Annotated in this window: 20 protein-coding genes; 15 read left to right on the plus strand and 5 right to left on the minus strand. The window is 62.9% G+C overall.

Annotation, left to right across the window (positions count from 1 at the left end; translation table 11 throughout):
- The first annotated feature begins 45 nt into the window (after positions 1-45).
- The 6 genes from chrA (at position 46) to FJQ89_RS12795 (ending at position 7,289) form a co-directional block, all read left to right on the plus strand.
- Positions 46-1,386 carry a chromate efflux transporter gene (chrA, locus tag FJQ89_RS12770; RefSeq protein ID WP_141170441.1) on the plus strand — a complete coding sequence of 447 codons (1,341 nt, stop codon included), beginning with the start codon at positions 46-48 and terminating at the stop codon, positions 1,384-1,386.
- Positions 1,387-1,415: 29 nt separating this feature from the next.
- A complete protein-coding gene (gene moaA / locus FJQ89_RS12775) occupies positions 1,416-2,537 on the plus strand; it encodes a GTP 3',8-cyclase MoaA (RefSeq protein WP_141170442.1) in 1,122 nt (373 codons plus the stop codon).
- Positions 2,538-2,598: 61 nt separating this feature from the next.
- A complete protein-coding gene (gene moeA / locus FJQ89_RS12780; RefSeq protein ID WP_141170443.1) occupies positions 2,599-4,446 on the plus strand; it encodes a molybdopterin molybdotransferase MoeA in 1,848 nt (615 codons plus the stop codon).
- The gene (locus FJQ89_RS12785; RefSeq protein WP_141170444.1) at positions 4,446-5,240 is read left to right on the plus strand and encodes a hypothetical protein; all 795 of its coding nucleotides are present in this window, start codon (positions 4,446-4,448) and stop codon (positions 5,238-5,240) included. The genes moeA and FJQ89_RS12785 overlap by 1 nt, the downstream gene beginning before the upstream one ends.
- A 291-nt stretch (positions 5,241-5,531) precedes the next feature.
- The gene (locus FJQ89_RS12790; RefSeq protein ID WP_141170445.1) at positions 5,532-6,452 is read left to right on the plus strand and encodes an MHFG family PEP-CTERM protein; all 921 of its coding nucleotides are present in this window, start codon (positions 5,532-5,534) and stop codon (positions 6,450-6,452) included.
- Between the two features lie 57 nt (positions 6,453-6,509).
- Complete coding sequence (locus FJQ89_RS12795; RefSeq protein ID WP_141170446.1) at positions 6,510-7,289, plus strand: hypothetical protein; 780 nt, start codon at positions 6,510-6,512, stop codon at positions 7,287-7,289.
- A gap of 200 nt (positions 7,290-7,489) precedes the next feature.
- Here FJQ89_RS12795 and FJQ89_RS12800 read toward each other — a convergent pair whose 3' ends face one another.
- Both FJQ89_RS12800 and FJQ89_RS12805 read right to left on the minus strand, forming a co-directional pair.
- Positions 7,490-8,857 carry a DNA recombination protein RmuC gene (locus FJQ89_RS12800; RefSeq protein WP_141170447.1) on the minus strand — a complete coding sequence of 456 codons (1,368 nt, stop codon included), beginning with the start codon at positions 8,855-8,857 and terminating at the stop codon, positions 7,490-7,492.
- 5 nt (positions 8,858-8,862) lie between these two features.
- On the minus strand, positions 8,863-9,258 hold the full coding sequence (locus FJQ89_RS12805; RefSeq protein WP_034754244.1) for a group II truncated hemoglobin: 396 nt from the start codon (positions 9,256-9,258) through the stop codon (positions 8,863-8,865).
- Positions 9,259-9,391: 133 nt separating this feature from the next.
- On the opposite strand from FJQ89_RS12805, the gene FJQ89_RS12810 reads away from it, so the two are divergent.
- Genes FJQ89_RS12810 through FJQ89_RS12820 form a run of 3 tightly spaced genes read left to right on the plus strand, consistent with a single transcriptional unit; the run spans position 9,392 to position 11,542 of the window.
- Positions 9,392-10,657 (plus strand): MFS transporter, encoded by a 1,266-nt coding sequence (locus FJQ89_RS12810; protein ID WP_141170448.1) that lies wholly within the window; start codon positions 9,392-9,394, stop codon positions 10,655-10,657.
- Between the two features lie 12 nt (positions 10,658-10,669).
- Positions 10,670-11,017: a GIY-YIG nuclease family protein gene (locus FJQ89_RS12815; RefSeq protein WP_141170449.1), complete on the plus strand. Its 348-nt coding sequence runs from the start codon at positions 10,670-10,672 to the stop codon at positions 11,015-11,017.
- Positions 11,018-11,074: 57 nt separating this feature from the next.
- The gene (locus FJQ89_RS12820; protein WP_141170450.1) at positions 11,075-11,542 is read left to right on the plus strand and encodes a MarR family winged helix-turn-helix transcriptional regulator; all 468 of its coding nucleotides are present in this window, start codon (positions 11,075-11,077) and stop codon (positions 11,540-11,542) included.
- A gap of 10 nt (positions 11,543-11,552) precedes the next feature.
- Here the strand turns inward: FJQ89_RS12820 and cqsA are convergent, their stop codons facing one another.
- Positions 11,553-12,797, minus strand: a complete 1,245-nt coding sequence (gene cqsA / locus FJQ89_RS12825) for an alpha-hydroxyketone-type quorum-sensing autoinducer synthase (protein ID WP_141170451.1) — start codon at positions 12,795-12,797, stop codon at positions 11,553-11,555.
- A gap of 167 nt (positions 12,798-12,964) precedes the next feature.
- Between cqsA and FJQ89_RS12830 the strand changes: the two genes are divergently transcribed.
- Together FJQ89_RS12830 and FJQ89_RS12835 are read left to right on the plus strand one after the other, a co-directional pair.
- On the plus strand, positions 12,965-14,281 hold the full coding sequence (locus FJQ89_RS12830; RefSeq protein WP_141172777.1) for a sensor histidine kinase: 1,317 nt from the start codon (positions 12,965-12,967) through the stop codon (positions 14,279-14,281).
- Between the two features lie 3 nt (positions 14,282-14,284).
- Positions 14,285-15,292: a response regulator gene (locus FJQ89_RS12835; protein WP_141170452.1), complete on the plus strand. Its 1,008-nt coding sequence runs from the start codon at positions 14,285-14,287 to the stop codon at positions 15,290-15,292.
- Positions 15,293-15,300: 8 nt separating this feature from the next.
- Here FJQ89_RS12835 and FJQ89_RS12840 read toward each other — a convergent pair whose 3' ends face one another.
- Both FJQ89_RS12840 and FJQ89_RS12845 read right to left on the minus strand, forming a co-directional pair.
- Positions 15,301-17,832, minus strand: a complete 2,532-nt coding sequence (locus FJQ89_RS12840; protein ID WP_141170453.1) for an ABC transporter permease — start codon at positions 17,830-17,832, stop codon at positions 15,301-15,303.
- Positions 17,833-17,855: 23 nt separating this feature from the next.
- A complete protein-coding gene (locus tag FJQ89_RS12845; protein WP_141170454.1) occupies positions 17,856-18,887 on the minus strand; it encodes an adenosine deaminase in 1,032 nt (343 codons plus the stop codon).
- A gap of 577 nt (positions 18,888-19,464) precedes the next feature.
- On the opposite strand from FJQ89_RS12845, the gene FJQ89_RS12850 reads away from it, so the two are divergent.
- The 4 genes from FJQ89_RS12850 to FJQ89_RS12865 all read left to right on the plus strand — a co-directional run bounded on the left by FJQ89_RS12850 (position 19,465) and on the right by FJQ89_RS12865 (position 25,524).
- Positions 19,465-21,387, plus strand: coding sequence for a PrkA family serine protein kinase (locus FJQ89_RS12850; protein WP_071075815.1), 1,923 nt, complete (start codon positions 19,465-19,467; stop codon positions 21,385-21,387).
- Positions 21,388-21,459: 72 nt separating this feature from the next.
- Positions 21,460-22,728, plus strand: coding sequence for a YeaH/YhbH family protein (locus tag FJQ89_RS12855; protein WP_141170455.1), 1,269 nt, complete (start codon positions 21,460-21,462; stop codon positions 22,726-22,728).
- A complete protein-coding gene (locus FJQ89_RS12860; RefSeq protein WP_141172778.1) occupies positions 22,728-24,329 on the plus strand; it encodes a SpoVR family protein in 1,602 nt (533 codons plus the stop codon). Before FJQ89_RS12855 ends, FJQ89_RS12860 begins: the two co-directional genes overlap by 1 nt.
- A 538-nt stretch (positions 24,330-24,867) precedes the next feature.
- Positions 24,868-25,524, plus strand: a complete 657-nt coding sequence (locus FJQ89_RS12865) for an energy transducer TonB (protein ID WP_034785244.1) — start codon at positions 24,868-24,870, stop codon at positions 25,522-25,524.
- The last annotated feature ends 27 nt before the right edge of the window (positions 25,525-25,551 follow it).

Genomic DNA, 25,551 nt, shown 5'->3' on the forward strand with positions numbered 1-25,551 from the left:
AGGCTTCCCCTTTTTTTATGTCCACTTTTTTGCCAGCCATCCGCCATGCACGAGAACACCAACCTGCCCCCTCCCACCCCTGTCAGCCTGCGCAGCGCCTTCTGGTACTGGCTCAAGCTGGGCTGCGTCAGCTTTGGCGGCCCGGCCGGGCAAATCGCCATGATGCATGCGGAACTGGTGGAAAAGCGGCGCTGGATTTCCGAACAACGCTTCCTGCACGCCCTGAACTACTGCATGCTGCTGCCAGGACCCGAAGCGACCCAGCTGGCCATCTACATCGGCTGGCTAATGCACCGCACGCGCGGCGCCCTGGTGGCGGGCCTGCTGTTCCTGCTGCCCTCGCTGGGGGTGCTGATCGTCCTGTCCTGGCTCTACATGGCGTATGGCCACGTGGCCGCCATCGCCGGCATCCTGTACGGCATCAAGCCGGCCGTCGTCGCCATCGTGCTGGCGGCCGCCTGGCGCCTGGGCCGGCGCACCTTGCGCAGTCCCGGCCTGATCGCCCTCGCGGCGGGCGCATTTGTCGCCATCGCCGTGCTACAGCTGCCATTTCCGCTGATCGTGCTCACCGCCGCCTTGCTGGGCATGGCGGGCGGCCGCTGGCTGCCCGCCCATTTTCAGGCCGGCGGCACGGGGCATGGCGGCGCAGCCCGCTACGGCGCCGCCCTGATCGATGACGACACGCCCACGCCGGAGCACGCGCAGCTCAAATGGCCGCGCCTGCTGGGCACGGCCGCCGTGGGCCTGGCGCTGGCCTTCTTCGCCTGGCTGGGCCTGGCGCTGGCGGCCGGTGCGGACCAGCCGCTGGCGCAGATGGGCGTGTTTTTCAGCAAGGCGGCCCTGCTGACGTTCGGCGGTGCGTATGCCGTGCTGCCCTACCTGGTGCAGGGCGCCGCCGACCACTACCACTGGATCACGAGCGCGCAGATGATGGATGGCCTGGCGCTGGGCGAAACGACGCCCGGCCCTTTGATCATGATCGTCGCCTTCATCGGTTTTGTCGGCGGCTGGAGCCATGCCGTGGCAGGCGAGCACCTGTGGCTGGCGGGCGTCTGCGGCGCGCTTGTCGCCAGCTGGTTTACTTTCCTGCCCTCGTTCATCTTCATCCTCGCCGGTGCGCCGCTGGTGGAAGCGTCGCGCGGCAATTTGCGCCTGAGCGCGCCCCTGACGGCCATTTCGGCGGCCGTGGTGGGCGTCATCGCCAGCCTGGCCATGTTCTTTGGCCGCCATGTCTTCTGGCAAGAAAACCCGCTGCCCCACTGGGACTGGCTGGCGATGTTCATCGCGCTGGCAGCCGGCGTGGCGCTGCTCAGGTTTCAAGTGGGCACCATCAAATTGCTGCTCGCCTGTGCCATCTTCGGCCTCGTGCTATCGTATCTGCCTTGACCGATTTAACGTAAGTGGTATCACCTTTCATGGCTGACAAGATTATCTACCTCGCCGAGGCCCGCAATGGGGCACCGGCGATCCCCGCGCGGCTGGAAAGTCCCAGCGGCAACGTGGCCGACAGCCTGGGCCGGCCCCTGCACGACCTGCGCATCTCGATTACCGACCGCTGCAATTTCCGTTGCGTGTATTGCATGCCGAAAGACGTGTTCGACAAGAACCACGTGTACCTGCCGCACACGGATTTGCTGTCGTTCGAGGAAATCACGCGCGTGGCGCGCCTTTTCGTTGAACACGGCGTGGAAAAGATCCGCCTGACGGGCGGCGAACCGCTGCTGCGCAAGAATATCGAAAAGCTCATCGCCATGCTGGCCGCACTGCGCACGCCCTCGGGCCAGCCGCTGGACCTGACCCTGACGACCAACGGTTCCTTGCTCGCCAGAAAGGCCCAAGCCTTGAAGGATGCAGGCCTGAACCGCGTCACCGTCTCGCTCGATTCGCTCGACGACGCCACCTTCAAGCGCATGAACGATGTCGACTTCGCCGTAGCCGACGTACTGCACGGCATAGCTGCGGCGCACCAGGCAGGACTCGGCCCCATCAAGATCAATATGGTCGTCAAGGCCGGCATGAACGAGCAGGAAATCGTGCCCATGGCGCGCCACTTCAAGGGCACGCCCTACATCTTGCGCTTCATCGAATACATGGACGTGGGCGCCTCGAACGGCTGGAACTTGCAGGAAGTCATCCCGTCCGCTGAAGTGGTGCGCCGCATCGGTGCACACATGCCCTTGTTGCCCATCAACCCCAACTACACGGGCGAGACGGCGGCGCGCTGGCGCTACGCCGATGGCAGCGGCGAGATCGGCCTCATTTCCAGCGTCACGCAAGCGTTCTGCGCCGATTGCAGCCGCGCCCGGCTCTCGACCGAGGGCAAGCTGTACACATGCCTGTTCGCCAGCAGCGGCCACGACTTGCGCAGCCTGCTGCGCGGCGGCCGCAGCGACGCGGAAATTTCCTCGGCCGTGGCGCAGCTGTGGCGCGGCCGCGCCGACCGCTATTCGCAATTGCGCACCAGCCAGACGGATTTGACGGGCACCACGCTTGAGCACGGTAAAAAGAAAGTGGAAATGTCGTACATCGGCGGCTGAATCGGGCGCGGCACACGCCCGCCGCTGCTACCATGGCGCATGCACCCACTTCCTACCTGACATGATCAACACACACGACATTACCGGCCTGATCCTGGCCGGCGGCCTCGGCACGCGCATGGGCCAGCGCGACAAGGGCATGCTGCCCCTGCATGGCCAGCCCCTGGCGCGCCACGTGCTGCAGCGCCTGGCGCCGCAAGTGGGCCAGCTGGCCATCAGTGTCCACGCCGATGCCGGAGATTACGCGCGCTTCGGCCTGCCCGTCTGGCCGGACGTACTGTCGGGTCAGCTGGGCCCGCTGGCTGGCTTGCACAGCGGCATGCAGCACGCCAGCACACCCTACCTGCTGACGGTGCCGTGCGATTCGCCCCTGCTGCCGCCCGACTTGGCGGCGCGCCTGGCCACCGGCCTGGTCGAGAACAATGCCGACCTGGCCATCGCCGTCACCGAAGAGATCGACCCGGCGACGGGATCGGCGGTGCACCGCCCGCATCCCGTTTTCTGCCTCGTCAAAACTTCCGCCCTGCCCCAGCTCGAAGCGTATCTGCGCAGCGGAGAGCGCCGCATGCGCACCTGGCACGGCCCCCTGAAGCTGGCCGAGGTAGTATTCGAGGATGGCGCCGCGTTCGGCAACATGAATACCCCGGACGAGCTGGCCGCCCTGCAGGCGCAGGGCCTGTCCGTGCCGATGGCGCAAGCCATCCTGGCCGACAGCGTCGCGCCCGTCGCCGACGTGGAACAACTGCCGTTGCCGCAAGCGTTCGAGCGCATCCTGGCGGCCGACATCATCTCGCCCATCAGCGTGCCCGCGCACGACAATTCCGCCATGGATGGCTATGCGCTGCATGGGGCTGACCTCGGTGGCGACACTGTTGTGACCCTGGCCGTGGTCGACACCATCCTGGCCGGCCGCCCCGGCACCGTCAAAGTTGGCCGCGGGCAATGCGCGCGCATCATGACGGGCGCCGTCATGCCGGACGGCTGCGACAGCGTGGTGCCGCAGGAACTGCTGCAGCAGGCCAGCGCAAGCAGCATCACGCTGGCGCCCGATTGCATCCGCCCCGGCGACAACCGCCGTTTCAAGGGGGAAGACTTGATGCAGGGCAAACCGGCCCTGCTGCAGGGCAAACGCCTGGGTCCGGCCGAACTGGGGCTGCTCGCCTCGCTGGGCATCGCCACGGTGCCCGTGCGCCGGCGCCTGCGCGTGGCCTTCTTTTCCACGGGCGACGAATTGCGCTCGCTCGGCGAGCCACTAGCCGCCGGCTGCATCTACGACAGCAACCGCTACACCCTGCTGGGCATGCTGACGCGCCTCGGTTGCGAAGTGCTCGACATGGGCATCGTCAAGGATGATCCGCAAGCGCTGGAAGCGGCCCTGCGCGGTGCCTGCACCAAGGCCGACGTCATCATCACCTCGGGTGGCGTGTCCAGCGGCGCGGCCGATTTTACGCGCGAGATCCTGGCACGCCTCGGTGAGGTGGCCTTCTGGCAGATCAACATGCGCCCGGGCCGCCCCATGGCCTTTGGCCGGATTGCCAGCGAGGGCGACACGGCCTTGCTGCTGGGCTTGCCCGGCAACCCCGTGGCCGTGATGGCGGCGTTTTATTTCCTCGCCCGCCCCACCCTGCTGCGCCTGATGGGCGCCGATGCGGACACGGCCACCCTGCCGCTGCTGCAAGTGGCGGCACAAGCACCGATCCGCAAGAAACGGGGCCGCACCGAATACCAGCGCGGCATCGTCGAGCGGGGCGCGGACGGCCGCCAGCACGTGCGCGTGACGGGGGCGCAGGGCTCCGGCATCCTGCGCTCGATGACGCAAGCCAATTGCATGATCGTGCTGCGTGAAGCGCAAGGCAACGTGGCCACGGGCGACCTGGTCGATATCGTGCTGTTCCATGGATTGACCTGATGAAACATCTGCTTCTGGCGCTGGCCCTGCTGCAGGGCATGGCGGCGTACGCTGGCGAAGTCCACAGCAATGGCTACACGGTGCGCTTCGACGAGCGCATCGAAACGGCGCCGGGCGACTTGCATGGCGCCACCGTGGGCCGCATCAGCATCGTGCGCGCCGCCGATCAAGGTCTCGCGTGGCAGGAAAATACGCCCTTGCAGCCGGGCTGCGGCGCCATTGCGGCCATCACCGTCCTCAACGACCGCTATGTGGCCCTGTGCGGCCACCTGGGCGGGCGCCATTACACGCACAAGATCATCTTCATGCAAGGCAACTCGCCCGCCATGGTGAGCGTGGACCAGTTCGATTCACCGAGTGCCGTGCGCGTGGGGCGCGACGGATCGCTGGCCATCGACGTCCTGCGGCGCGACCGCTTCCCTGGCGAACTGACGGGTCCGCATTACTTTCCCACCGTGTACCGCTTGCACCACGATGACGCCACCTTCGGTTTCATCCCCAGCGTTGATGGCGATGCCGCCGAGCGCTACTGGCAGCACTATCGCGCCACGCGCCAGGCGGCACCAGCGGCGGACGTGCTGCCGGAACTGCTGGCGTCCCTGCTGGCGGCCCAGGCCGGCAAGCAGTCCATCTGCACCGAGCTGGCCACGCTCGCCGCAGATTTGCAGCAGGGGCAACAGTACGAACAGTACGATATGCAAGGCGCGCGCACCTTGATGCGCAAGTGGCTGTACAAGCTGCCCGCCATCGGCTATCCCGCCTTCGATACGCAAGCCTGCCCGGGCCGCATCTAGATCGTTTCACCGCCGCCTGCTGGCGACGCATCCTTCAACACCCCACTGCCCTCTCAACCGGCCCGCCCTGCGCGGGCCGCTCTCATTGCCCCTTCGCAATCAATTGACCTGCGCGGCAAGTGTTCGCCTATCGAGATTGAAATATTAATCATTTCTACAACCAACATATAAATAAACACAACACTAATTGTAATTATTTTATTTATTTGTTGATACTACAGTTTCTTCGGTGATAACATTCGAACTCGCATAAGAATTCAATTTTGATATTGTTTCACGAGGAAACTAACAATGAAACACCATTCATGGATCGCGGGCGCCGGCATGCTGGGAGTGGCTTGCCTGCTTGGCATGTTGTCCCTGGCGCCGCTGCCCGCCTATGCCAAAGGGGCGCCACGGGCGGACGTGCTGGAGCATTGCAGCTGGAACCGCCCGGGCGCTGACCCGTTCATGGGAGATGTCGTTGCCGCAGTGGACAGGTACCCGGACATCGCGCCGCAGGTGCGCGAAGAATTGAAGGCGCGCATGCGCGCGCGCCAGTACGATGAAATCGTCGTCATCAGCCGCGACGCCATCCGCGGCAAGGGCAATTACAATGCGCGCATCAGCGACATGCATTTCGGGCCAGGCCGCGTCTGCCGCAATGTCACGCGCTCAGGCTGGAGCGAGCAGATGCAGGAAAGGGGACTCGTGTACTGCGTGCAGGGCGTTTGCATCCTCGTGCCCACCGTGTGCCGCAATGTCAGCCGCATCACGCGGGTGCCAGCGTCAGCAACGCCAGCCGCCGGAGCCGCTCCCGGTGGCGCCGCACCCGTTGCCGCCGCGCCCGCCGCCCCGGAAGCAGCAGGCGTGCCCGTGATCGATAATCCCGACGCCTTGCGCGGCGGTTCCTTCACGGGCGCCGGCGCACCGCCGGCCGTAGCGACCATTCCCTTCCTGCCCTTCGATTATGTGCGTACCGTCGGCGGTATCACGACGCCAGCCGGCATGGGCGGCGGAGGTGGTGGTGGCGGCGGTGGTGGAAGCCTGCCGCCGGACCAGGGCAGCAGCATCATCGTGCCGCCCACCGTGATCCTGCCGACCCTGCCACCCACTGGCCCGACAGTCTTGCCGGCCGTGCCCGAGCCGCAAACCTGGGTTATGCTGCTGGCAGGACTGGTGCTGCTGGCCTGCAGCGCCAGAAAAACCCGTACCGGCAAGCATGGCACCTGAGGCGTAGCCAGTTGGATGCGGACTTGTTACTATGATGCATTCCAGAGAAGGACCGCCATGCCCAACAGCGATAGCCGTTTGACAAGCCTCAGTGCACTGCGCGAAGAAGGTCGGCATGCGGATGCGCTCGTGCTTTTGCAACAGCTCTTTGCTGAAGCGGAACAAGCCATTGCGCCGTCCCGCACGAGCTATTTCATGATCATGCTGGAATGGAAATTCTTGACCGACCTCCATACGCCCGCGCAACTTGCTCTGAAGATCGAGCGCAACGAGCAGATACGGCTGCTGCTGGCAGGTGAACCTTATGCAGGACGCGATGGCAGCGATCCTCAGGCAGGCGACCTCTTTCGACGGGCGTCGCGTTTTTCTCTTATCGTCGAGATGAACGAGACGCTGGGTGATGCCCGTTCCACCGCCGACCTGTTCGCCCAGCTGGATGCCAGCGCCCCCGAACTGGCGCGCCAGTACGCTTGGCAAGCCCTGCCAGCCGTCGTCGAAATGGACAATTTCACGCTGGCGGAGCGTTATCGGACGGCGCCGCTCGCGCATCTCGGCATGGTCAATGCCCTGGCGGCCAGCCTGCCCCTGTTTCCAGCGCCTGGCACGGCACCGCGCCTGGCGGCGGAGTTGATGAATCTGCTGAGAGACGTGCGGATCACCGCTGCCGTCCTGCGCGGCCAGGAACAGGCCGCCGAGGCCGACACGCTGTACGCCGCCTTGCTGTCCGGCCTGGAGAATGATGCCATGCGCACACTGGCGCAGCGCGAACTCGATGCGCCGGGCAGCATCACGGCAGAAATCGTCAACCGCCAGATGGCGCAGGAAAAGCAGGCCTAAGTAACCCCCAATAAATTATTGTGATTTCTGACTTCCATAACCGGCGCTCTGCAAGGTGGCCGACGAGGCTTGCCCGCTGCTAGCAGTGCTCGCACTGCGTCGCAGCGGGCGCCTTGCAGAGCATCCGGTTCTGTTCGTCATAAATTCACAATAATTTCCTGAGGATTACTTAGCAGGCGGCTGCGGCGAACAAGACAGCGCTATTCACCGTCCGCCTTGTCCAACAGCAAGGCGGACGCCTCGCCCGGCAAGGCTTCCACGGATTTCAATTTGCGCGCCATCTGCCGGCTGCGCACTTCCGCGCTTTCGATATTCTTCGCCGCCTTTTCCAGGGTCAGCCGGGTTTGCGACAGCACGTCGCCGAACTTGCCGAATTCCGTCTTGACGGCGCCCAGCACCTGCCACACTTCCGACGAGCGTTTTTCCAGCGCCAGCGTGCGGAAACCCATCTGCAAGCTGTTGAGCAAGGCCGTCAGGGTGGACGGTCCGGCAATGCTGACCCGGTGCAGGCGCTGCAATTCGTCGGCCAGTCCCGGCCGGCGCAGCACTTCCGCATACAAGCCTTCCGTGGGCAGGAACAGGATGGCAAAGTCGGTGGTCAGCGGCGGCGCCAGGTATTTCTCGGCGATGGTTTTCGCCTCGCCCCGCACGGCCCGTTCCAGCTCGCGGCCGGCGACGGCCACGCCGTCCGCATCGGCCCGCTCGGCCGCGTCGACCAGGCGCTCGTACTGTTCCTTGGGGAATTTCGCATCGATGGGCATCCACACGGGCGGACCGCCGTCGACCATGCCCGGCAACTTCAGGGCGAATTCCACGCGCGCGCCGCTGCCCGGCAGCGTTTCCACGTTCTTCGCGTACTGGTCGACAGTGAGTACCTGCTCCAGCAGCATTTCCAGCTGCACTTCACCCCAGGTACCGCGCGTCTTCACATTAGTAAGCACCCGCTTCAGATCGCCCACGCCCAGCGCCAGCTGCTGCATTTCACCGAGGCCCTGGTGGACTTTTTCCAGCCGCTCCGACACTTGCTGGAACGAGGCACTCAAACGCGTTTCCAGCGTGGCATGCAGTTTTTCATCGACCGTCTTGCGCATCTCTTCCAGGCGCGCGCCATTGTCGGCCTGCAAGTCGCGGATCTTGTTTTCCAAGGTGGCGCGCACTTCCAGCATGCGCTGCGCATTCGATTCCGTCAGCTGGGCCAACGTCTGATTCGTGCTCTCGGCAAAACGCGCCAGGCTTTGCGCCTGCTCCTCGCGCCCGACTTTCCCCTGCGCCTGCATCTGCGTGCGCAGGCTGTCGAGCTGCTGCAGGGTCGCCGCCTGGAATTGCGCCAGGCCGGCCGCCAGGTCTTGCCGCGTCGCTTGCGCCGACGCCTGCAGCTGCAGCCGCACTTCGCGCTCGACCCGGTCGATGCGTTCCAGGCTTTGCTGCTGGTGCTGCTGCACCAGCGCCAGGGTGGTGGCGCCATCGCCGGCCGCGCCACGCGGGCGCAGCAACAGCAAGAGCAAGAGCAACAGGACGATGGCGACGGCGGCGGCGCCCAGCAGGCTGTAAAACTCGATTGGACTCATGGGTGTCAGTCAGGTTTGTTGCGCATCCAGTCGGCCGTCTGATAGAACGATTCCATCAGCCGCACGCGCAGGGACTCTTCGATGCCCGTGTCTTCCATGGCCCAGGCCATGGCGCGCAGCCACTGGTCGCGCTCGCTGGTGCCGATGGCGTAAGGCAAGTGACGGGCGCGCAGGCGCGGGTGGCCGAATTTCTCGATATACAAGTCCGGCCCGCCCATCCAGCCCGTCAGGAAGAAATATAGCTTGTCGCGCGAACCGTCCGTCGAGGGCGGATGCATGACGCGGATGCCGGCGAACTCGGGCTCAAGTTCCATCAGATCATAAAAACGGTCGACCATTTCACGCAGCACAGGGGCGCCGCCGATGGTCTCGTACAGGGTGGGGGCAGTGGTATCAGTCATGGCCGCCATGATAGCGCAAGCGCTGGCGGCCCACGCAACGTCCGCTGGCCATGCCACAATAAATGGCAATATACTTGACTGCTCAAGCTTATATCAACTACTATGCAATTTTTAAACCACGAACAAGACGACCATGCCAAGCGCTATCGACACTCCTTTGCTGCGCAATAGCAACTTCCGCTGGCTGCTGGGCGGCGGCCTCATTTCCATGCTGGGCGACCAGTTCAGCATGCTGGCCCTGCCGTGGCTGGTGCTGAGCCTGACGGGCGATAGCCTCAGCCTGGGCATCGCCGTGGCCCTGATGGGCGCACCGCGCGCCGTACTCATCTTGCTGGGCGGCACCGTCGCCGACCGTTACTCGCCCCGGCGCGTGCTGCTGCTGAGCAAATATGCGAACGCTGCCATCCTGTTGGCGCTGGCGGGGCTGCTGATGCTGGACCAGGCCAGCCTGGTGCTCGCGTATGCGGCCGCGCTGGCGCTGGGCATCGCGGCCGCCTTCGGCATTCCGGCCGGCACGGCCATCCTGCCGCAAGCCGTGCCGACGCAATTGTTGCAAAAAGCCAATGGCTTGCAGATGGGTGCGCGCCAGTTGTCGCTGCTGGCCGGCCCCCTGCTGGCGGCGCTGGTGCTGGGCGCCCACGAGGGCGCGCAGAAAACCCCCATGGCGGCGCTGGCCGCCGCTTTTGCCATCGATGCGCTGACATTTGTGTTTTCTGCCTGGACCTTGCGGCAAGTCAAGCTGCGGCCACTGGCCGTGGTGGCGGCGCAGGGCATGTGGCGCGACATGGCGGCGGGCCTGGCCATGGTGTGGCGCGACCTTCCCTTGCGCAGCTGCTATGCGTACTGGGCGGTGGTGGCCTTCTTCGTCATGGGTCCGCTGCAAGTGGCCTTGCCCGTGCTGGCCAGCGAACGCCTGCACGGTGCCGGGGCGCTGGGACTGCTGATGGGCGCGCACGGCGCCGGCACCCTGGCCGGCATGCTGGCGTCCAGCCTGGGTGGCGCCTGGCTGCGCCAGCGTTTCGGCGCCACCCTGCTGGCCGTTGACGCCATTGTCGCCATCCTGTTGATGGCGCTGGGGCAAATCGCAACCGCCTGGCAAGGCGCGGCCTTGCTGGCCGTCACCGGCCTGCTGGGCGGCTATGTGCAGGTGGCCATCTTTACGTGGATACAGCGGCGCGTGGCGCCCGCCATGCGGGGCCGGGCAATGGCTGTGTTCATGGGCATCTTCCTGGGCCTGGCGCCCCTGTCGGCGGCGGCCACGGGCGCACTGCTGCGCCACCTGAGCGTGGGCGAACTGTTCTGCGCCGGCGGCGCCCTGCTGCTGGCCGCCGCCATCGCCGCCGCCCTGCTCACTGACATTGCGCGCATCGCGGCAAGCGATTACATCACCCAACCTTGAGGAAATCGCAGCATGGATAAAACACAGCAAGCTGCCCTGAAAGCGGCTTACCGGCAACAAGCGCCAGCATTGGGCATCATCGCGCTGAAGCATCTGCCCAGTGGATGCACCCTGCTCGAACGCAGTCGCAACGCCCCTGGTGCGCTGAACCGCCACCGCTTCGAACTCGCGCTGGGCACGCACCGCAACGCCCGCTTGCAGGCGGATTGGCGGCGCGATGGGGCGGCAGCCTTCCGCTTCGACATCATCGACAGCGTCAAGGTATCGGGCGACCCCGCCTTCGATGCGCAGGCCGAACTCGACGCCCTGCTGGCGCTGCACCGCGCACAGTGGCTGGAACAGGGGCAGCCACTGTATTGAGCAATATTGATTTACACTTGCGTACTCAAGCACTGCGCAGCCAACACAAAGAAAACCATGACCGATCACACTTCCCCGCCGCCAGACGGCGCCAGCGCGCTGGACTTCTGCCTGCGCCTGGCGCGTGCCCAGGCGCTCATCGTGCGCCGCTTCGACAGCATCCTGGGCAATCTGCACGGCCTGAGCTTTGGCGATTATCAATTGCTGTACCACTTGCAGCGCGCACCCGGTGCGCGCCTGCGCCGCATCGACCTGGCCGAGCGCCTGGCGCTGACGGCGTCCGGCATCACGCGCTCGCTGATGCCGCTGGAAAAAATCGGCCTGGTGGCGCGCCAGGCCGATGCGCGCGATGCCCGCGTCGGCTATGCCGTCATCACCGAGGCGGGGCAAACCCTGCTGATCCACGCCGATGCGACGGCGCAGGCGCTGGGCCAGGAATTGCTGGGCAGCGCCAGCCCGGAACAGCTGGCACCGCTGTCCCTGCTGCTGGCCGGCATCGCCGGCAAGCAGCCCGGCAACGGCTGACGCCCGCTCCCTACACCAGCGCCAGCTTGCGCAAACGCCGCGTCGACGGCCAGCGCGCCATGCCCGTCTCATCGCGGATGGCGGCGCAGGCGGCCAGCACTCTGGCGCACTCGTCCTCGCGCAAGCCCGCATTCAGGGTCAGGCGCACCAGCGAGCGGTTCTTTGGCGTGGCCGGCGCGCAGAAGACGGCGCCGTAGATGCCGTGCCGCTCCAGCGCCTTGCGCAGGATCAAGGTATCGGGTTCGCTGCCCGCCTCCAGCGCGATGATTTGCTCGGTGCCGTCGCTGACGTTGTAGCCAAGCTCAGCCAGCCCCTGGCGCAACTGCACGCTGTGGCGGCGCAAGGCGGCGCGGCGGGCATCGGCGGCGCGGATGAAATCGAGCGCCGCATCGAACCAGGCCAGCTCGTGTTCGAGCAGGCAAGAGCTGAAGATGGCGGGCCGCGAGGCGGACAGGAAATAGCCCTTGAAGCGGGCCGAACAGGTGATCAGCCCCGCGCGCCCGGCAAACGCCTTGGCCAGCGACGCGGTACGGAAATGCACGCGCCCGGCCAGGCCCAGCTCCGCCACCAGGCCCGCGCCCTGCGGGCCGTGCGTGCCCAGCGAATGCGACTCGTCGACGATCAGCATGCTGCCGCTGCGTTCGGCAATTTCCACCATGTCCAGCAGCGGCGCCACGCTGCCGTTGGTGCTGTACAGCGCATCGACGATGATGATGCCGGGACCATGCTTGTCGAGCTGGCGCTGCAGGTGGGCGCCATCGTTGTGCAGGAAGGCCACGGGCACGGCTTGCGCCGATTGCACGCCTTCCCACAACGACGCGTGCGCCTGCATGTCGAGGTAGACGGGGATGCCGGGTCCGGCCAGGCTTTGCAGCAAGCCCACGTTGGCGGCCCAGCCCGACTGCGCCAGCACGCAGGCTTCGCTGCCGAGATAGTCCGCGAATTTTTGTTCGAGCCGGTGCTGGCGGCTGCCTTCCTGCAGGAACACAGACGACATCAGCATGGCACCGCCGCCCTGCAAGACGCGCGCCTGGGCCGCCAGCAGCGCCGCCTCGCCGGCGATGTTCAGGTAATCATTGCCTGCCAGCATGACCGCACCGGCCGGCACAGCTTGCCATTCATGCAGGTGTTCGCCGCCGAGCAGCTTCTCGATGCGCTCGACGTAATGTTCATCCATGCGTGCGCGAACGAAGGCAGGCATCCGTTGCTCGGCATGGATGGCGCGGGACGACAGAGGGGAAAGGGCGTGTGACATAGGGACTCCTGATTGGTTGCGGGGGGAACTACCGCGTCCAACATGCGCGAGCCATCCGGCAAGCGTTTGATACAGCTCAACAGTTGTGCCGATATCCTGCTGATACAGAGGGAACCCGCCGATCATGTTGCATTGACACGCCTCAACGAACACGTCCCCTGATCATGATGCACGTGCAGTCCCCTTCCGGAAAACGGTGGCAAGGCAAGCTGCTCCAGCCTTTCCTGCATTTCCACGACGCCATCGAACACACACCCGTGCGACGCGCGCAGGTGCGGACGCTGGCGCTCATCGGTGCACTGGGCATGCCCCTGTACTACGCGCTGTGGCATTACTTCTTTCCGCAAGAATACGAATCGCCGCTGCTGCGCACCATCTCCGCCCTGCTGTTCCTGCCCGCGCTGTGGCCTGACCGCTTCAGCAATACCTGGTTCAGCGTCTACCTGTTCCTGGGGCTGACCTTCGAACTGCCGTTTTTCTTCACGTACATGTTCCTGATGAACCACGCCTCGACGCTGTGGATGCATTCACTGCTGGTGGCGCTGGTCGTGCTGTTTCACTTCGATACGCGCATCGCCGTGCTGGCCTACCTGAGCGGCACCCTGCTGGCCTGCCTGGCGTTTGCCGTGTTTGCTGATCCCGCCTTTTTGCTCAGCGGCGACGTCTTGCAGCAATTGCCCGTGCACTGGTTCACGATTGCCGTGCTGTCCGTCGTCAAGGTGGGCCGCAACGTGGGCGCGCAGGAGAAACTGGCCGGGCTGGCGGCCGGCCTGGGCAGCGTGGCGCACGAATTGCGCACGCCCCTCGTCAGCGTCGAGGCAAACGTGCGCGGGCTGCAGCGCGGGCTGCAGCAAAACCTGCAAGACCAGCCGCCGGACGCGGCCAACCTGGAAGCGCTGGCGCGCATCCAGTTCGAAGTGCGCCATATGCACCACATGATCGATCTGTTCCTGCTCAGCGCCAGCGCCGTCAACCACAAGCTCGAAGCGAACGAAGCGGTGGCCATGCACGACAGCGTGACGGCCGTGCTGCGCCGCTACCCGTTTACCAGCACGGCCCAGCGCGAGATCGTCAAGGTCGAGGTGCGCGCCGATTTCACGTTTCCGGGCCAGTCGGAACTGTGCGTGGTGATCTTGCTGAACCTGCTGCGCAATGCCTTGAAAAGCATCCACCGCGCCGGCAAGGGCCGCGTGCGCATCATCATCGATGGCGCCCATCCCGTGCCGCGCCTGCTGTTCATCGACACGGGCTGCGGCATCGCGGCCAATCGCCTGCCGCTGATCTTCGACCGCTTCTATTCGTATCCCTCGCATAACGGCAGCGGCATCGGCCTGGCCCTGTGCCGGCAAATCATGCAAGCCTGGCAGGCGCGCATCCGCTGCGTCGCGCGCGAAGGCGCCTACGCCATCTTCGTGCTGGAATTTCCCCAGCCCCTGCCCGTGCCCACGCACAACCGTTTTCCATCCATCCACCGCGCGAGGTGACGCATGCAACTGCCCGTCTACACCCATCCGACCCTGACCGTATTGATCGACGACAGCGATTCCTTCCTGAAAAGCCTGGCATTCCAGCTCGATCCCGGCCTGGCGCGCAAGACTTTCCACGACACCAGCAGCGCGCTGCACTGGCTGCGCCAGAGTACGCAGCCGGGCGAGACACCGCTGCACGTCAATTTCGACACGCAAAACCTGCCGCCCGACCAGTGCAACGTGGCGCTCGACCTCGAACGCATCTGGCGCATCAGCGGCCAGGCGCAGCGCTTTGCCGTGCCTTCCGTGCTGGTGATCGATTATTCGATGCCGCAGATGAATGGCCTGGAATTTTGCCAGGCCGTGCGCGACTTGCCGTGCAAGAAGATTTTATTTACTGGGGCGGCCGATGAAAAAGTGGCCGTGACGGCCTTCAACCGGGGCTTGATCGACCGCTACATCAAGAAGAGCGACGACGATGCGCTCGATATCCTGGAACTGGAAATCGTTGCCCTGCAGCGCGAATTCTTCCTGCAGCAATCGGACACCGTGCGCGATCTGCTGATGCTGCACGACTATGCTTTCCTGCAAGACGAAGCCATGGCCGCCGTCGTGCAGGAGCTGTGCCAGCGCCACGGCTTCGTCGAGTTCTACATCTTTCCCAATCCCTGCGGCATCCTGTTCTTCACGCGCGACGGCCGCGCCAGGCTGATGATCATCGAGACCGAGCGCAGCCTGCACACGCAATATGAAATGGCGCGCGACAGCGACGCACCGGAATCCCTGCTGCTGGCCCTGCTGGAAATGCGCGTGATCCCGTACTTTTCCGACGCCGACAGCGACGGCATGTACGCGGCGCAGATAGGCGAGAACTGGTTTCGCTACTGCGCCGCGCCCACCATCTGCCTGGGCGACGTGACGTATTTCTGGGCCCTGTTCGACGTGCCGGCGCACCAGTTGGGGCAGCCGGTCATGTCCTACGCACAATTTCTGCGCGCGGGCGCGGGCGACGGCGTCAGCGCGTAGTTGGCGACTTAGCCTTCGCGCAAGGTTTGCAGGGGCGGATGCTTGAGCACGTTACGCAAACCCAGCCAGCCGCCAGCGATCGCGCACAGGGCGCCGGCCAGCAGGCCAAAGGCCCACACGCCCGGTGCGAAGCTCCAGGCGAACTTGAACTGGTACGTGGCCAGGGCCCAGCCCATGGCCGCCGCGCCCGTGGCCGCCAGCAAGCCGGCCAGCGCGCCGACGAGGGAAAATTCGATCAGCTGTGCCTGCGCCAGCTGGCGCCGCGTGGCGCCCAGCGCGCGCAGCAGGCCCGCTTCGCGCGTGCGCTCGTCCTGCGAACCCATCAGCGCCGCATACAGTACCAGCAAGCCCGAGGCCAGCGTAAACGCGAAGAGGAATTCGACGGCCGTGACCACCTGGTCCAGCACGCCCTGGATCTGTTTCAGCACGCCGCCCACGTCGACTACCGTCAGGTTCGGATAGTCGCGCAGCAAGGCATTGCCCAGGTCCGCCTGCGCGGGCGGCAGGTGAAACGCCGTGATCCACGTCTGCGGCGTGTCCGCCATGGCGGGCGGGTTGATGATGACAAAGAAATTGACGCGCATCGAACCCCATTCCAGCTTGCGCAAACTCGTGATCGCCGCCTCCACGGGCTGGCCGGCGATGTCGAAGCGCAGCTTGTCGCCCAGTTTCAGTTTCAATGTCTTGGCGATACCCTCTTCCACCGACGCCTCAGCCGGTGCACCGGGCGCATTGGCGAACCATTTTCCCGCGACGAGCTTGTTTTCTTCCTGCATCGTGGCCATCGTCGACAGGTTGAATTCGCGGTCGGCCAGGCCCTTGGCGCGGTCATCCTCGTAGGTGGTTTCCGTGATGGCATTGCCATTCACGGCCACCAGGCGCCCGCGTATCATCGGATACAAAGGCGCATTGGCCACGCCGGCCTGCGCCAGGCGCGCGGCGATCGGCTCTTTCTGCTCCGGCAGGATATTGATCATGAAGCGGTTCGGCGCGTCCGGCGGCGTGGCGTTGCGCCAGGCCACCATCAAGTCGCCGCGCACCACCGTCAGCAGCAGCAAGGCCATCAGGCCCAGCGCCAGCGACACTACCTGGATCACGGTGGCGCCCGGACGGCGCTGCAAGGACGTGACGGCAAAGCGCCAGCCCTGATGATTGAAGGCGCCGCGCAGGGTTTTCAGCGATTTGATGCCGAGCCAGCCGGCCAGGCCGAACAGGGCGAAGCCGCCGAGGAAACCGGCCGCCGTCAGCAGCGCCAGTTTCACGTCGCCCGCCTGCCACAGCAGCAGTACGACGAAGGCGGCGATGCCCAGGCCGTAGGTGGCCAGGGCCAGCGCCTGCGGCGGCTCCTGCTCGCGGCGAATCACGCGGTTATGGGGAACATTGCGCAACTGCAAAATCGGCGGCAAGGCAAAGCCCAGCAACAGCAGCATGCCGGTGGCCACGCCCTGCAGCGCGGGCAGCAGGGAGACAGGCGGCAGGTCGCTCTGCACCAGTTTGCCCAGCAGCTCCAGCAGCACCAGGTGGCCGCCGAAGCCCACCATCACGCCGATCAGGCTGCCCACCAGGCCCACCAGTAAAAATTCGATCACGTACATGGCCGTGACCTGGTTTTGCGTCAAGCCCAGGCAGCGCAGCATGGCGCAGGCATCCAGGTGGCGCAGCATGAAGCGGCGCGCCGCCATCGCCACGGCGACGGCCGCCAGCATGGCCGACAGCAAGCCGACGAGGGAAAGAAAACGGTCGGCGCGGTCCAGGGTCGATTGCATCTGCGGACTGCCCGATTCGAGCGACTCGATGCGCACGCCTTTGATGGCCTGCGTCTTGATCTGGCTTTCCAGCCAGGCTTGATATTGCACAAGCTCGGCCGCCTTGGCGGGCGGTGCCGACAGCAGCAAGCGGTACGACACACGCGAGCCGTTCTGCACCAGCGCCGTGGCGGCCAGGTCGCTCAAGGGCAGCATCACGCGGGGGGCGAAGTTCAGGAACGAGGCGCCGCGATCCGGCTCGCTGGCGATCAGTTGCGTGACGGTAAATGCCTTGTCGCCCAGTTTCAATGTGTCGCCCAGTCTGGCGTTCAGGCTGGACAAAATCGCCGCATCGACCCACAGGGTGCCCGCTGCCGGCACCTGGTCCGTTGGCCTTCCCACGGCATCCTGCGCTTCGCTGGGGTTGGTGGTGATTTTCAGCTTGCCGCGCTGCGGGTAGCCCGGTGAGACGGCCTTGATGGACGCCAGCTGCGACAGCGACTGCTCGCCCTCTCCCGCCTGCGCCATGCTGGGAAACGTCACCGTATCGGCCAGGATAAAACCGCGCTTCTGCGCTTCGGCGCGCCATGCCGCATTGACGGGCTGGTCGGCGCTGATGACCAGGTCGGCCCCCAGCAACTGATGCGCGTCGCGGTTCAGGCCCGCGCGCAAACGGTCGACGAAGAAGCCCACGGCCGACAGGGCCGCCACGGCCACGATCAGCGCGACGAGCAGGAAACGCAGTTGCCCGGCGCGCCAGTCGCGGCCGGTCATTTTCAGGGAGAGGCGGAACATGGGCGGCGGGTCTTTATTAAGGGTTACTGCGCGATGCCATGGGCGGCCGCGTGCTGGGCGAAATACGCATCGACGGTAGCGAGGAAGGCGTCTTTTTGCGCCTGCGGCAGGAAGGCGGCAATAAAACCGTTGCGCGCCAGGCGCTGCGCGTGGGACAGGCCCAGTGGCAGCGCGTCGAAGATGGCGTCGAAATTGTCGTTCATGTAGCCGCCGAAATACGCGGGGTCGTCGGAATTGACCGTCACGAGCAGGCCGGCATCGAGCAATTGCACCAGGTTATGGTCATGCATCTGGTCGAATACGCGCAGCTTGGTGTTCGACAAGGGGCAGACAGTCAGCGCGATCTGTTCGCGCGCCAGGCGGGCCGTCAGTTCCGCGTCTTCCAGGCAGCGCACGCCATGGTCGATGCGTTCGACTTTTAAGTCGTCGAGCGCCGTGCGGATGTAGGCTGGCGGACCTTCCTCGCCCGCGTGGGCCACCAGGTGCAGACCCAGCTCGCGGCAACGGGCAAACACGCGCAAAAATTTCTCGGGCGGGTTGCCCACTTCCGAGGAATCGAGGCCGATGCCGATGAATTTGTCGCGGTGCGGCAGCGCGTCTTCCAGGGTCTCGAACGCTTCTTCCTCGCTCAGGTGACGCAGGAAACACAGAATCAGGGCCGCGCTGACGGGGCTGTCCTGGCAGGCGCGATGGATGCCGTTGATCACATCGGCGATGGCCACGCCGCGCGCCGTGTGCGTTTGCGGGTCGAAGAAGATTTCCGTGTGCAGCACGTTATCGGCTTCGGCGCGGCGCAGGTAAGCTTGCGTCATGTCATAGAAATCCTGCTCTTTCAAAAGCACGCTTGCGCCAGCGTAATAAATGTCGAGAAAAGACTGTAAATCCGTAAAAGCATAGGCGCTGCGCAAGTGTTCTACCGATTCATAGCCCAGCGGCACGCCATTGCGCTCGGCCAGTGCGAAAATCAGTTCTGGCTCCAGCGAGCCTTCGATATGGATATGCAGTTCGGCCTTCGGCATGCCGCGGACGATCGCGCGCAATTGGGGGTTCATCATGGGGGTTCCTCATAGGGTGACAATAACAATGCTGGCTCGCGCACGCGCACGCGCGGCGCGCAGGGCCATCAGACATGCAGGCATCTTAGCGCAAGATGGCCGGCCGCACCGGCGAGCGGCCGCCGGGGCGCCGGCGACAGCAGCGCCATGGCCGGCACCGGCACGCGCTGGCGAATTGTCGTATGATGGTTAAAAAGGTACAAAAAGGTTCATCGCAATCGATGAAAAATTTGATGATTTATCCAATTAAATCAACAATTTACAAACAAGTATTAAGGATATGCTGACATATCTTTTGACTTCCTTATCCTTTAGAGCAATAATAAATTTCATAGGGTAATAGCAGGTGCAACAAGCGCTATCAACAGTGAAAAAAAGCCGGCTGGCCACGTCAGCGTACGGCATCAAGCGCCAGTTTTTTGGTCCGGGCAATCCGGACTCGCAAAGACAGCCGGGCTTGAAACAACAATAAAAATCGGTACGGGGTACAGGAAAAGTTCAGACGGCAAGCCCAGGCGAGTGCCAGGCGGGCGGCCATGGTGACTGGCAGTTCAGGTTTACATTAAAGGACATTGACATGACCATTTTTGATAACTATGCAGCACGCTACGAGCGCACCCGCGAAGAGGAAATGTCGCTCACCGAATACCTGGCCCTGTGCAAGAAGGACAAGCTGACGTATGCCAGCGCGCCCGAACGCATGCTGGCCGCCATCGGCGAGCCGCAGCTGGTCGACACGCGCAACGACACGCGCCTGTCGCGCATCTTCGCCAACAAGGTCATCAAGATCTATCCCGCCTTCCGCGAGTTCTACGGCACCGAGGAAGTCATCGAGCAAGTCGTCTCGTATTTCCGCCACGCCGCGCAAGGGCTGGAAGAACGCAAGCAGATCCTGTATCTGCTGGGGCCTGTCGGTGGCGGCAAGTCGTCGATTGCGGAAAAACTCAAGTCGCTGATGGAACACGTGCCCTTCTATTGTCTGAAAGGCTCGCCCGTCAACGAATCGCCGCTGGGCCTGTTCAACGAGCAAGAAGACGGCACCATCCTGGAAGAGGATTACGGCATCCCGCGCCGCTACCTGCGCAACATCCCCAGCCCGTGGGCCGTGAAGCGCCTGCATGAATACAATGGCGACATCAACCAGTTCCGCGTCGTCAAGCGCTATCCGTCCGTGCTGAAACAGATCGCCATCTCGAAAACGGAACCGGGCGATGAAAACAACCAGGATATTTCCTCGCTGGTGGGCAAGGTCGACATCCGCAAGCTGGAAGACTATGCGCAGGACGACCCGGATGCCTACAGCTATTCGGGCGGCCTGTGCCTGGCCAACCAGGGCTTGATGGAATTCGTGGAAATGTTCAAGGCACCGATCAAGGTGCTGCATCCGCTGCTGACGGCCACGCAGGAAGGCAATTACAAGGGCACGGAAGGTTTTGGCGCGATTCCGTTCGACGGCATCATCCTGGCCCACTCGAACGAGTCGGAATGGAAGACGTTTAAAAACAACCGCAACAACGAGGCTTTCCTTGACCGTATCTATATCGTCAAGGTGCCGTACTGCCTGCGCGTGACCGACGAAATCAAGATCTACGACAAGCTGGTGGCCAATTCCTCGCTGGTCAAGGCCCCGTGCGCGCCCGGCACCCTGCGCATGATGGCGCAGTTCGCCATCCTGTCACGCCTGAAAGACCCGGAAAACTCCAGCATTTTCTCGAAGATGCTCGTCTACGATGGCGAAAACCTCAAGGATACGGACCCGAAAGCCAAATCCATGCACGAATACGTCGATTACGCGGGCGTGGACGAGGGCATGAACGGTCTGTCGACGCGCTTTGCCTTCAAGATCCTGTCGAAGGTGTTCAACTTTGACAATTCCGAAGTGGCCGCCAATCCCGTGCATCTACTATATGTACTGGAACAGCAGGTCGAGCGCGAGCAGTTCGCGCCGGAACTCGAACAGCGCTACTTCTCCTATATTAAAGAGCACCTGGCGCAGCGCTATGTGGAATTCATCGGCAAGGAGATCCAGACGGCGTACCTGGAAAGCTATTCGGAATACGGCCAGAACATTTTCGACCGCTACGTGACGTTTGCCGATTTCTGGATACAGGACCAGGAATACCGCGATCCGGACACGGGCGAAAGTTTTGATCGCGAATCGCTGAACAATGAACTGGAAAAGATCGAGAAACCGGCGGGCATTTCCAATCCCAAGGATTTCCGCAATGAAATCGTGAACTTCGGGCTGCGCGCGCGGGCCTCGAACGGCGGCAAGAATCCCGCCTGGACCAGCTACGAAAAGTTCCGCACCGTGATCGAAAAGAAAATGTTCTCGAATACGGAGGAATTGCTGCCCGTGATTTCCTTCAATGCCAAGGCCAGCGCCGACGATGCCAACAAGCACGCCGACTTCGTGGCACGCATGGTGGAAAAAGGCTATACGGCCAAGCAGGTACGCCTGTTATGCGAATGGTACTTGCGCGTACGCAAGTCATCCTAGCGCGGACAGCGGAGGCGCGCTCCCGCCCGGCGACTGGCGGGGCGCGCAAGACGAGAGGCAAGGAGGCACCCTTTGACATACCTCATCGACAGGCGCTTGCAAAGCAAGAATAAATCCGCCGTCAACCGCGAGCGTTTCCTGCGGCGTTACAAGGGCCAGATCAAGGATGCCGTGGGGCGCGCCATCAAGGGGCGCTCGATCACGGACGTCGAGAATGGCGAAAAGGTCAGCATCCCCGTCAAGGACGTGGGCGAACCGTCGTTCGGCCACGCGCATGGCGGCGTATGGGAAGTGGTTAATCCCGGCAACAAGGAATACCTGAAAGGCGACCAGATCGCCCGGCCGAAAGGCGGCGGTGGCGGCGGGCGAGGCAAGGCGGGCAATAGCGACGAGACGACGGAAGACGACTTCATCTTCGAATTGTCGCGCGAAGAATTCATGAATTATTTCTTCGAGGACCTGGAATTGCCGCACATGGTGAAAACCCAGCTGACGGCCACCACGGAATTCAAGAACCAGCGCGCAGGCTACAATATGTCGGGCACGCCATCGAACATCCATGTGCTGCGTTCCCTGCGCGGCGCACTGGGCCGGCGCATCGCCGTCGGCGGCGGCGCCCGCAAGCAGCTGGCGCAGGCCGAGGAAGACCTGGCCGAACTGCTGCACGAAGGCGCACCCGACAGCGACCCGCTGGTGGTGGAGCTGCGCCGCCTGATCCACCACCTGCACACGCGCCTGCTGGCCATCCCCTTCATCGATCCGTTCGACTTGCGCTACAGCAACCGCATCAAGGTGCCCAAGCCGATGACGCAAGCCGTCATGTTCTGCATCATGGACGTCTCCGGTTCCATGGACGAATCGCGCAAGGACACGGCCAAGCGCTTCTTCATCCTCTTGTATCTGTTCCTCAAGCGCGCCTACGACAAGATCGAGGTCGTCTTCATCCGCCACCATACGGCGGCGGCGGAAGTGGACGAGCATGAATTCTTCAATTCGCGCGAGTCGGGCGGCACCGTGGTGTCGTCCGCCCTGCACTTGCTTAATAGCATCATCGACGAACGCTATGGCGCCGGGCAATGGAACAGCTATGTGGCGCAGGCGTCCGATGGCGATAACTGGGACAACGATTCCGTGCTGTGCCGCCAGTTGCTGATCAACACCATCCTGCCCAAAGTGCAGTACTACACCTATGTCGAGATCACCGACGGACCGCAGCAAAACCTGTGGGAGCAATACGCGGGCGTGCTCGACCATCACGCCCATTTCGCCATGCAAAAGATCGTCACGCCGGCCGATATCTACCCGGTCTTCCGCGAACTGTTCAAGAAACAGGTGAAATGATGAGTGCAGCCTTTGACCGCGCCAGCAACACCCCGGGCGAACCGTTCGTGCGCCTGCGCCACCCGAACGCCCTGCCCGAGCAGTCGGAATGGACGTTCGAACTGATCGAGCAAATCCACGAGGAAATCCGCAGAGTGGCGAAGCAGTTCGGCCTGGACACCTATCCGAACCAGCTGGAAATCATCACGGCCGAGCAGATGATGGATGCCTACACCTCGGTCGGCATGCCTGTCTCGTACAACCACTGGTCGTTCGGCAAACATTTTCTTTCCACCGAGAAAAGCTACAAGCGGGGCCAGATGGGCCTGGCCTACGAGATCGTCATCAACTCGAACCCGTGCATCGCCTATTTAATGGAGGAAAACAGCCTGACCATGCAGTCGCTGGTGATCGCGCATGCGGCCTATGGCCACAATTCTTTCTTCAAAGGCAACTATCTGTTCCGCGCCTGGACGGATGCGGACGCCATCATCGACTATATGGTGTTTGCCAAGAATTACATCGCCGAATGCGAGCAGCGCCATGGCGTCGATGCGGTGGAATTGCTGCTCGACTCGTGCCACGCCATCCAGAACTATGGCGTGGACCGCTACAAGCGCCCGGCGAAACTGTCGATGGAGAAGGAATATGCGCGCCAGAAAGAGCGCGAAGCCTATGTGCAGTCGCAGATCAACCAGCTATGGCGTACCCTGCCCCGGCGCGAGGAGGACGAAGACGAGGATGAGCAGCGCAAGGCCGCCCCCCGCTTTCCGCCCGAAGCCGAGGAAAACCTGCTGTACTTTATAGAGAAGTACGCGCCGCTGCTCGAACCGTGGCAGCGCGAGATGGTGCGCATCGTGCGCAAGATTTCCCAGTATTTCTATCCGCAGCGGCAAACCCAGGTCATGAACGAGGGCTGGGCCACCTTCTGGCACTACACGATATTGAACCAGCTGTATGACGAAGGCGTGGTGGGCGACGGCTTCATGATGGAATTTCTGAAAAGCCATACCAACGTGGTCTACCAGCCGCCCATCGACAGCCCGTATTACAGCGGCATCAACCCATATGCGCTGGGTTTTGCCATGATGAGCGACATCCGCCGCATCTGCGAGCATCCTACGGACGAAGACCGCGCCTGGTTCCCCGACATTGCCGGCAGCGACTGGCGCAAGAGCCTGGACTTTGCCATGCGCAATTTCAAGGATGAAAGCTTCATCGCCCAGTATCTGTCGCCGCGACTGATCCGCGAATTCCATTTCTTTGCCGTACTCGACGACGACAAGAATGAAAAACTGGCCATTTCGGCCATCCACGACGATGCCGGCTACCGCTACGTGCGCCAGCAGCTGGCAGAGCAGTACAACCTGGGCAACCGCGAGCCGAATATCCAGGTCTGGTCCGTCAATACGCGCGACGACCGCGCATTAACCCTGCGCCACACGCAATTCCAGCGCCGCCCGCTGAACCAGCAGGCAGCCGAAGTGCTCAAGCACGTGGCTCGGCTGTGGGGCTTCGATGTGCACCTCGATACGGTCGATCCGCAAGGCGTCGTCCTGGGCACCCTGAATTGCCGGCGCGAGAAGCGCAACCGGCGCGACGATGCGCCGGCACGGCCATAAGTGATCTTCTTGATATCAATTTTAGCAAGAATATAAGCGCATCCTATGCCACCATAGGAATTCCGTATGGCCTGGCGACGTCGAAACGGCCGCCGGAAGCGTCTTTTTTGACCTGGGTGAAGTTCCTTTCGCACCCGATTGGTGCGCACCCTTGGCTAAGTGGTCTGGTTCAGAGGCAAAATATTACCCATGGGAAATATTTTTCTCCAAATTTAGCGGTTTCCATATTGATTATCACGAAATATAATTCCGCCATATGGGCACATCGGAGAACTTAGCAGTGGTCACCCAAAACGGCTGTAAAAAACCGATAAGACCGCCTTTTTTTATGTCCGAAAGCGTGCAAAGATGACATAAGCAAGTACGTTTTCAGGGCGCAAAAGCGCCAAAAATTTAACCGGTTTTAGGCGTTAAAAATCTGTGTAAAATAAAGAATTCGTATGTATAATTCGGCGACGTCCCGGATACGGCTGGAGCTTTGTGTCGTCATTTTGGGGTTCAGTTGCAAGACAAGAGATGGTATTTGGAGAAAGCAGGCATGAATTTTTCGAACGAGAAAAGTCCCAAGAACTACACAGGCATAACCGTCGTTGTCCTGCTGCACGTTCTCGCGGCTTACGGGATCGCGACGGGCTTGGGCAAGCGGTTGGTCACCAAAATGATGGAACCGGTTGAAACCAAGATTATCGAGGAAGTCAAACCGCCTCCACCGAAGGATCTTCCACCGCCACCACCGCCGCCAGAAATGAAAGCGCCACCGCCGCCATTCATTCCGCCAGTCGAGGTGAACGTGCAGCAGCCGCCACCACAGCAGAACGTGATTGCAAATACGACTGCCGTGAAGCCAGCCACGAATGTATTGGCACCGCCAGCGCCGCCTGCACAGCCTGCGCCAACTCCTGGACCAGCCAAATCGGTGCGTACACCGGCCGTGGTTGACTTCAGTGTCTGCGAAAAACCGGCTTATCCAAAGTCGTCGCAGCGCAACGAGGAAACCGGTGTGGTGACACTGTCGTTCCTGATCGGTGTGGACGGCAAGGTCGCTGATTCGAAGATCGTGAAGTCCAGCGGCTTCAGAGACCTGGACAAAGCTGCGGTGCAAGGTATCAGCCGCTGTACATTTAAGCCGGCAACAGTTGACGGCAAGCCGGAACAAGGCTGGCAGCAAATGCAATACGTTTGGTCGCTGGATTAACACCCGAGACAGTTATCCCCTGTCTCA

Source organism: Janthinobacterium tructae, from assembly GCF_006517255.1.
In the GTDB taxonomy this organism is placed as follows: domain Bacteria; phylum Pseudomonadota; class Gammaproteobacteria; order Burkholderiales; family Burkholderiaceae_D; genus Janthinobacterium; species Janthinobacterium tructae.

Bases quoted from the DNA above. Each gene is read 5' to 3' on its own strand.
- chrA (WP_141170441.1), top strand. From the start codon at position 46: ATGCACGAGAACACCAACCTGCCCCCTCCCACCCCTGTCAGCCTGCGC.
- moaA (WP_141170442.1), top strand. From the start codon at position 1,416: ATGGCTGACAAGATTATCTACCTCGCCGAGGCCCGCAATGGGGCACCG.
- moeA (WP_141170443.1), top strand. From the start codon at position 2,599: ATGATCAACACACACGACATTACCGGCCTGATCCTGGCCGGCGGCCTC.
- FJQ89_RS12785 (WP_141170444.1), top strand. From the start codon at position 4,446: ATGAAACATCTGCTTCTGGCGCTGGCCCTGCTGCAGGGCATGGCGGCG.
- FJQ89_RS12790 (WP_141170445.1), top strand. From the start codon at position 5,532: ATGAAACACCATTCATGGATCGCGGGCGCCGGCATGCTGGGAGTGGCT.
- FJQ89_RS12795 (WP_141170446.1), top strand. From the start codon at position 6,510: ATGCCCAACAGCGATAGCCGTTTGACAAGCCTCAGTGCACTGCGCGAA.
- FJQ89_RS12800 (WP_141170447.1), bottom strand. From the start codon at position 8,857: ATGAGTCCAATCGAGTTTTACAGCCTGCTGGGCGCCGCCGCCGTCGCC.
- FJQ89_RS12805 (WP_034754244.1), bottom strand. From the start codon at position 9,258: ATGACTGATACCACTGCCCCCACCCTGTACGAGACCATCGGCGGCGCC.
- FJQ89_RS12810 (WP_141170448.1), top strand. From the start codon at position 9,392: ATGCCAAGCGCTATCGACACTCCTTTGCTGCGCAATAGCAACTTCCGC.
- FJQ89_RS12815 (WP_141170449.1), top strand. From the start codon at position 10,670: ATGGATAAAACACAGCAAGCTGCCCTGAAAGCGGCTTACCGGCAACAA.
- FJQ89_RS12820 (WP_141170450.1), top strand. From the start codon at position 11,075: ATGACCGATCACACTTCCCCGCCGCCAGACGGCGCCAGCGCGCTGGAC.
- cqsA (WP_141170451.1), bottom strand. From the start codon at position 12,797: ATGTCACACGCCCTTTCCCCTCTGTCGTCCCGCGCCATCCATGCCGAG.
- FJQ89_RS12830 (WP_141172777.1), top strand. From the start codon at position 12,965: ATGCACGTGCAGTCCCCTTCCGGAAAACGGTGGCAAGGCAAGCTGCTC.
- FJQ89_RS12835 (WP_141170452.1), top strand. From the start codon at position 14,285: ATGCAACTGCCCGTCTACACCCATCCGACCCTGACCGTATTGATCGAC.
- FJQ89_RS12840 (WP_141170453.1), bottom strand. From the start codon at position 17,832: ATGTTCCGCCTCTCCCTGAAAATGACCGGCCGCGACTGGCGCGCCGGG.
- FJQ89_RS12845 (WP_141170454.1), bottom strand. From the start codon at position 18,887: ATGATGAACCCCCAATTGCGCGCGATCGTCCGCGGCATGCCGAAGGCC.
- FJQ89_RS12850 (WP_071075815.1), top strand. From the start codon at position 19,465: ATGACCATTTTTGATAACTATGCAGCACGCTACGAGCGCACCCGCGAA.
- FJQ89_RS12860 (WP_141172778.1), top strand. From the start codon at position 22,728: ATGAGTGCAGCCTTTGACCGCGCCAGCAACACCCCGGGCGAACCGTTC.
- FJQ89_RS12865 (WP_034785244.1), top strand. From the start codon at position 24,868: ATGAATTTTTCGAACGAGAAAAGTCCCAAGAACTACACAGGCATAACC.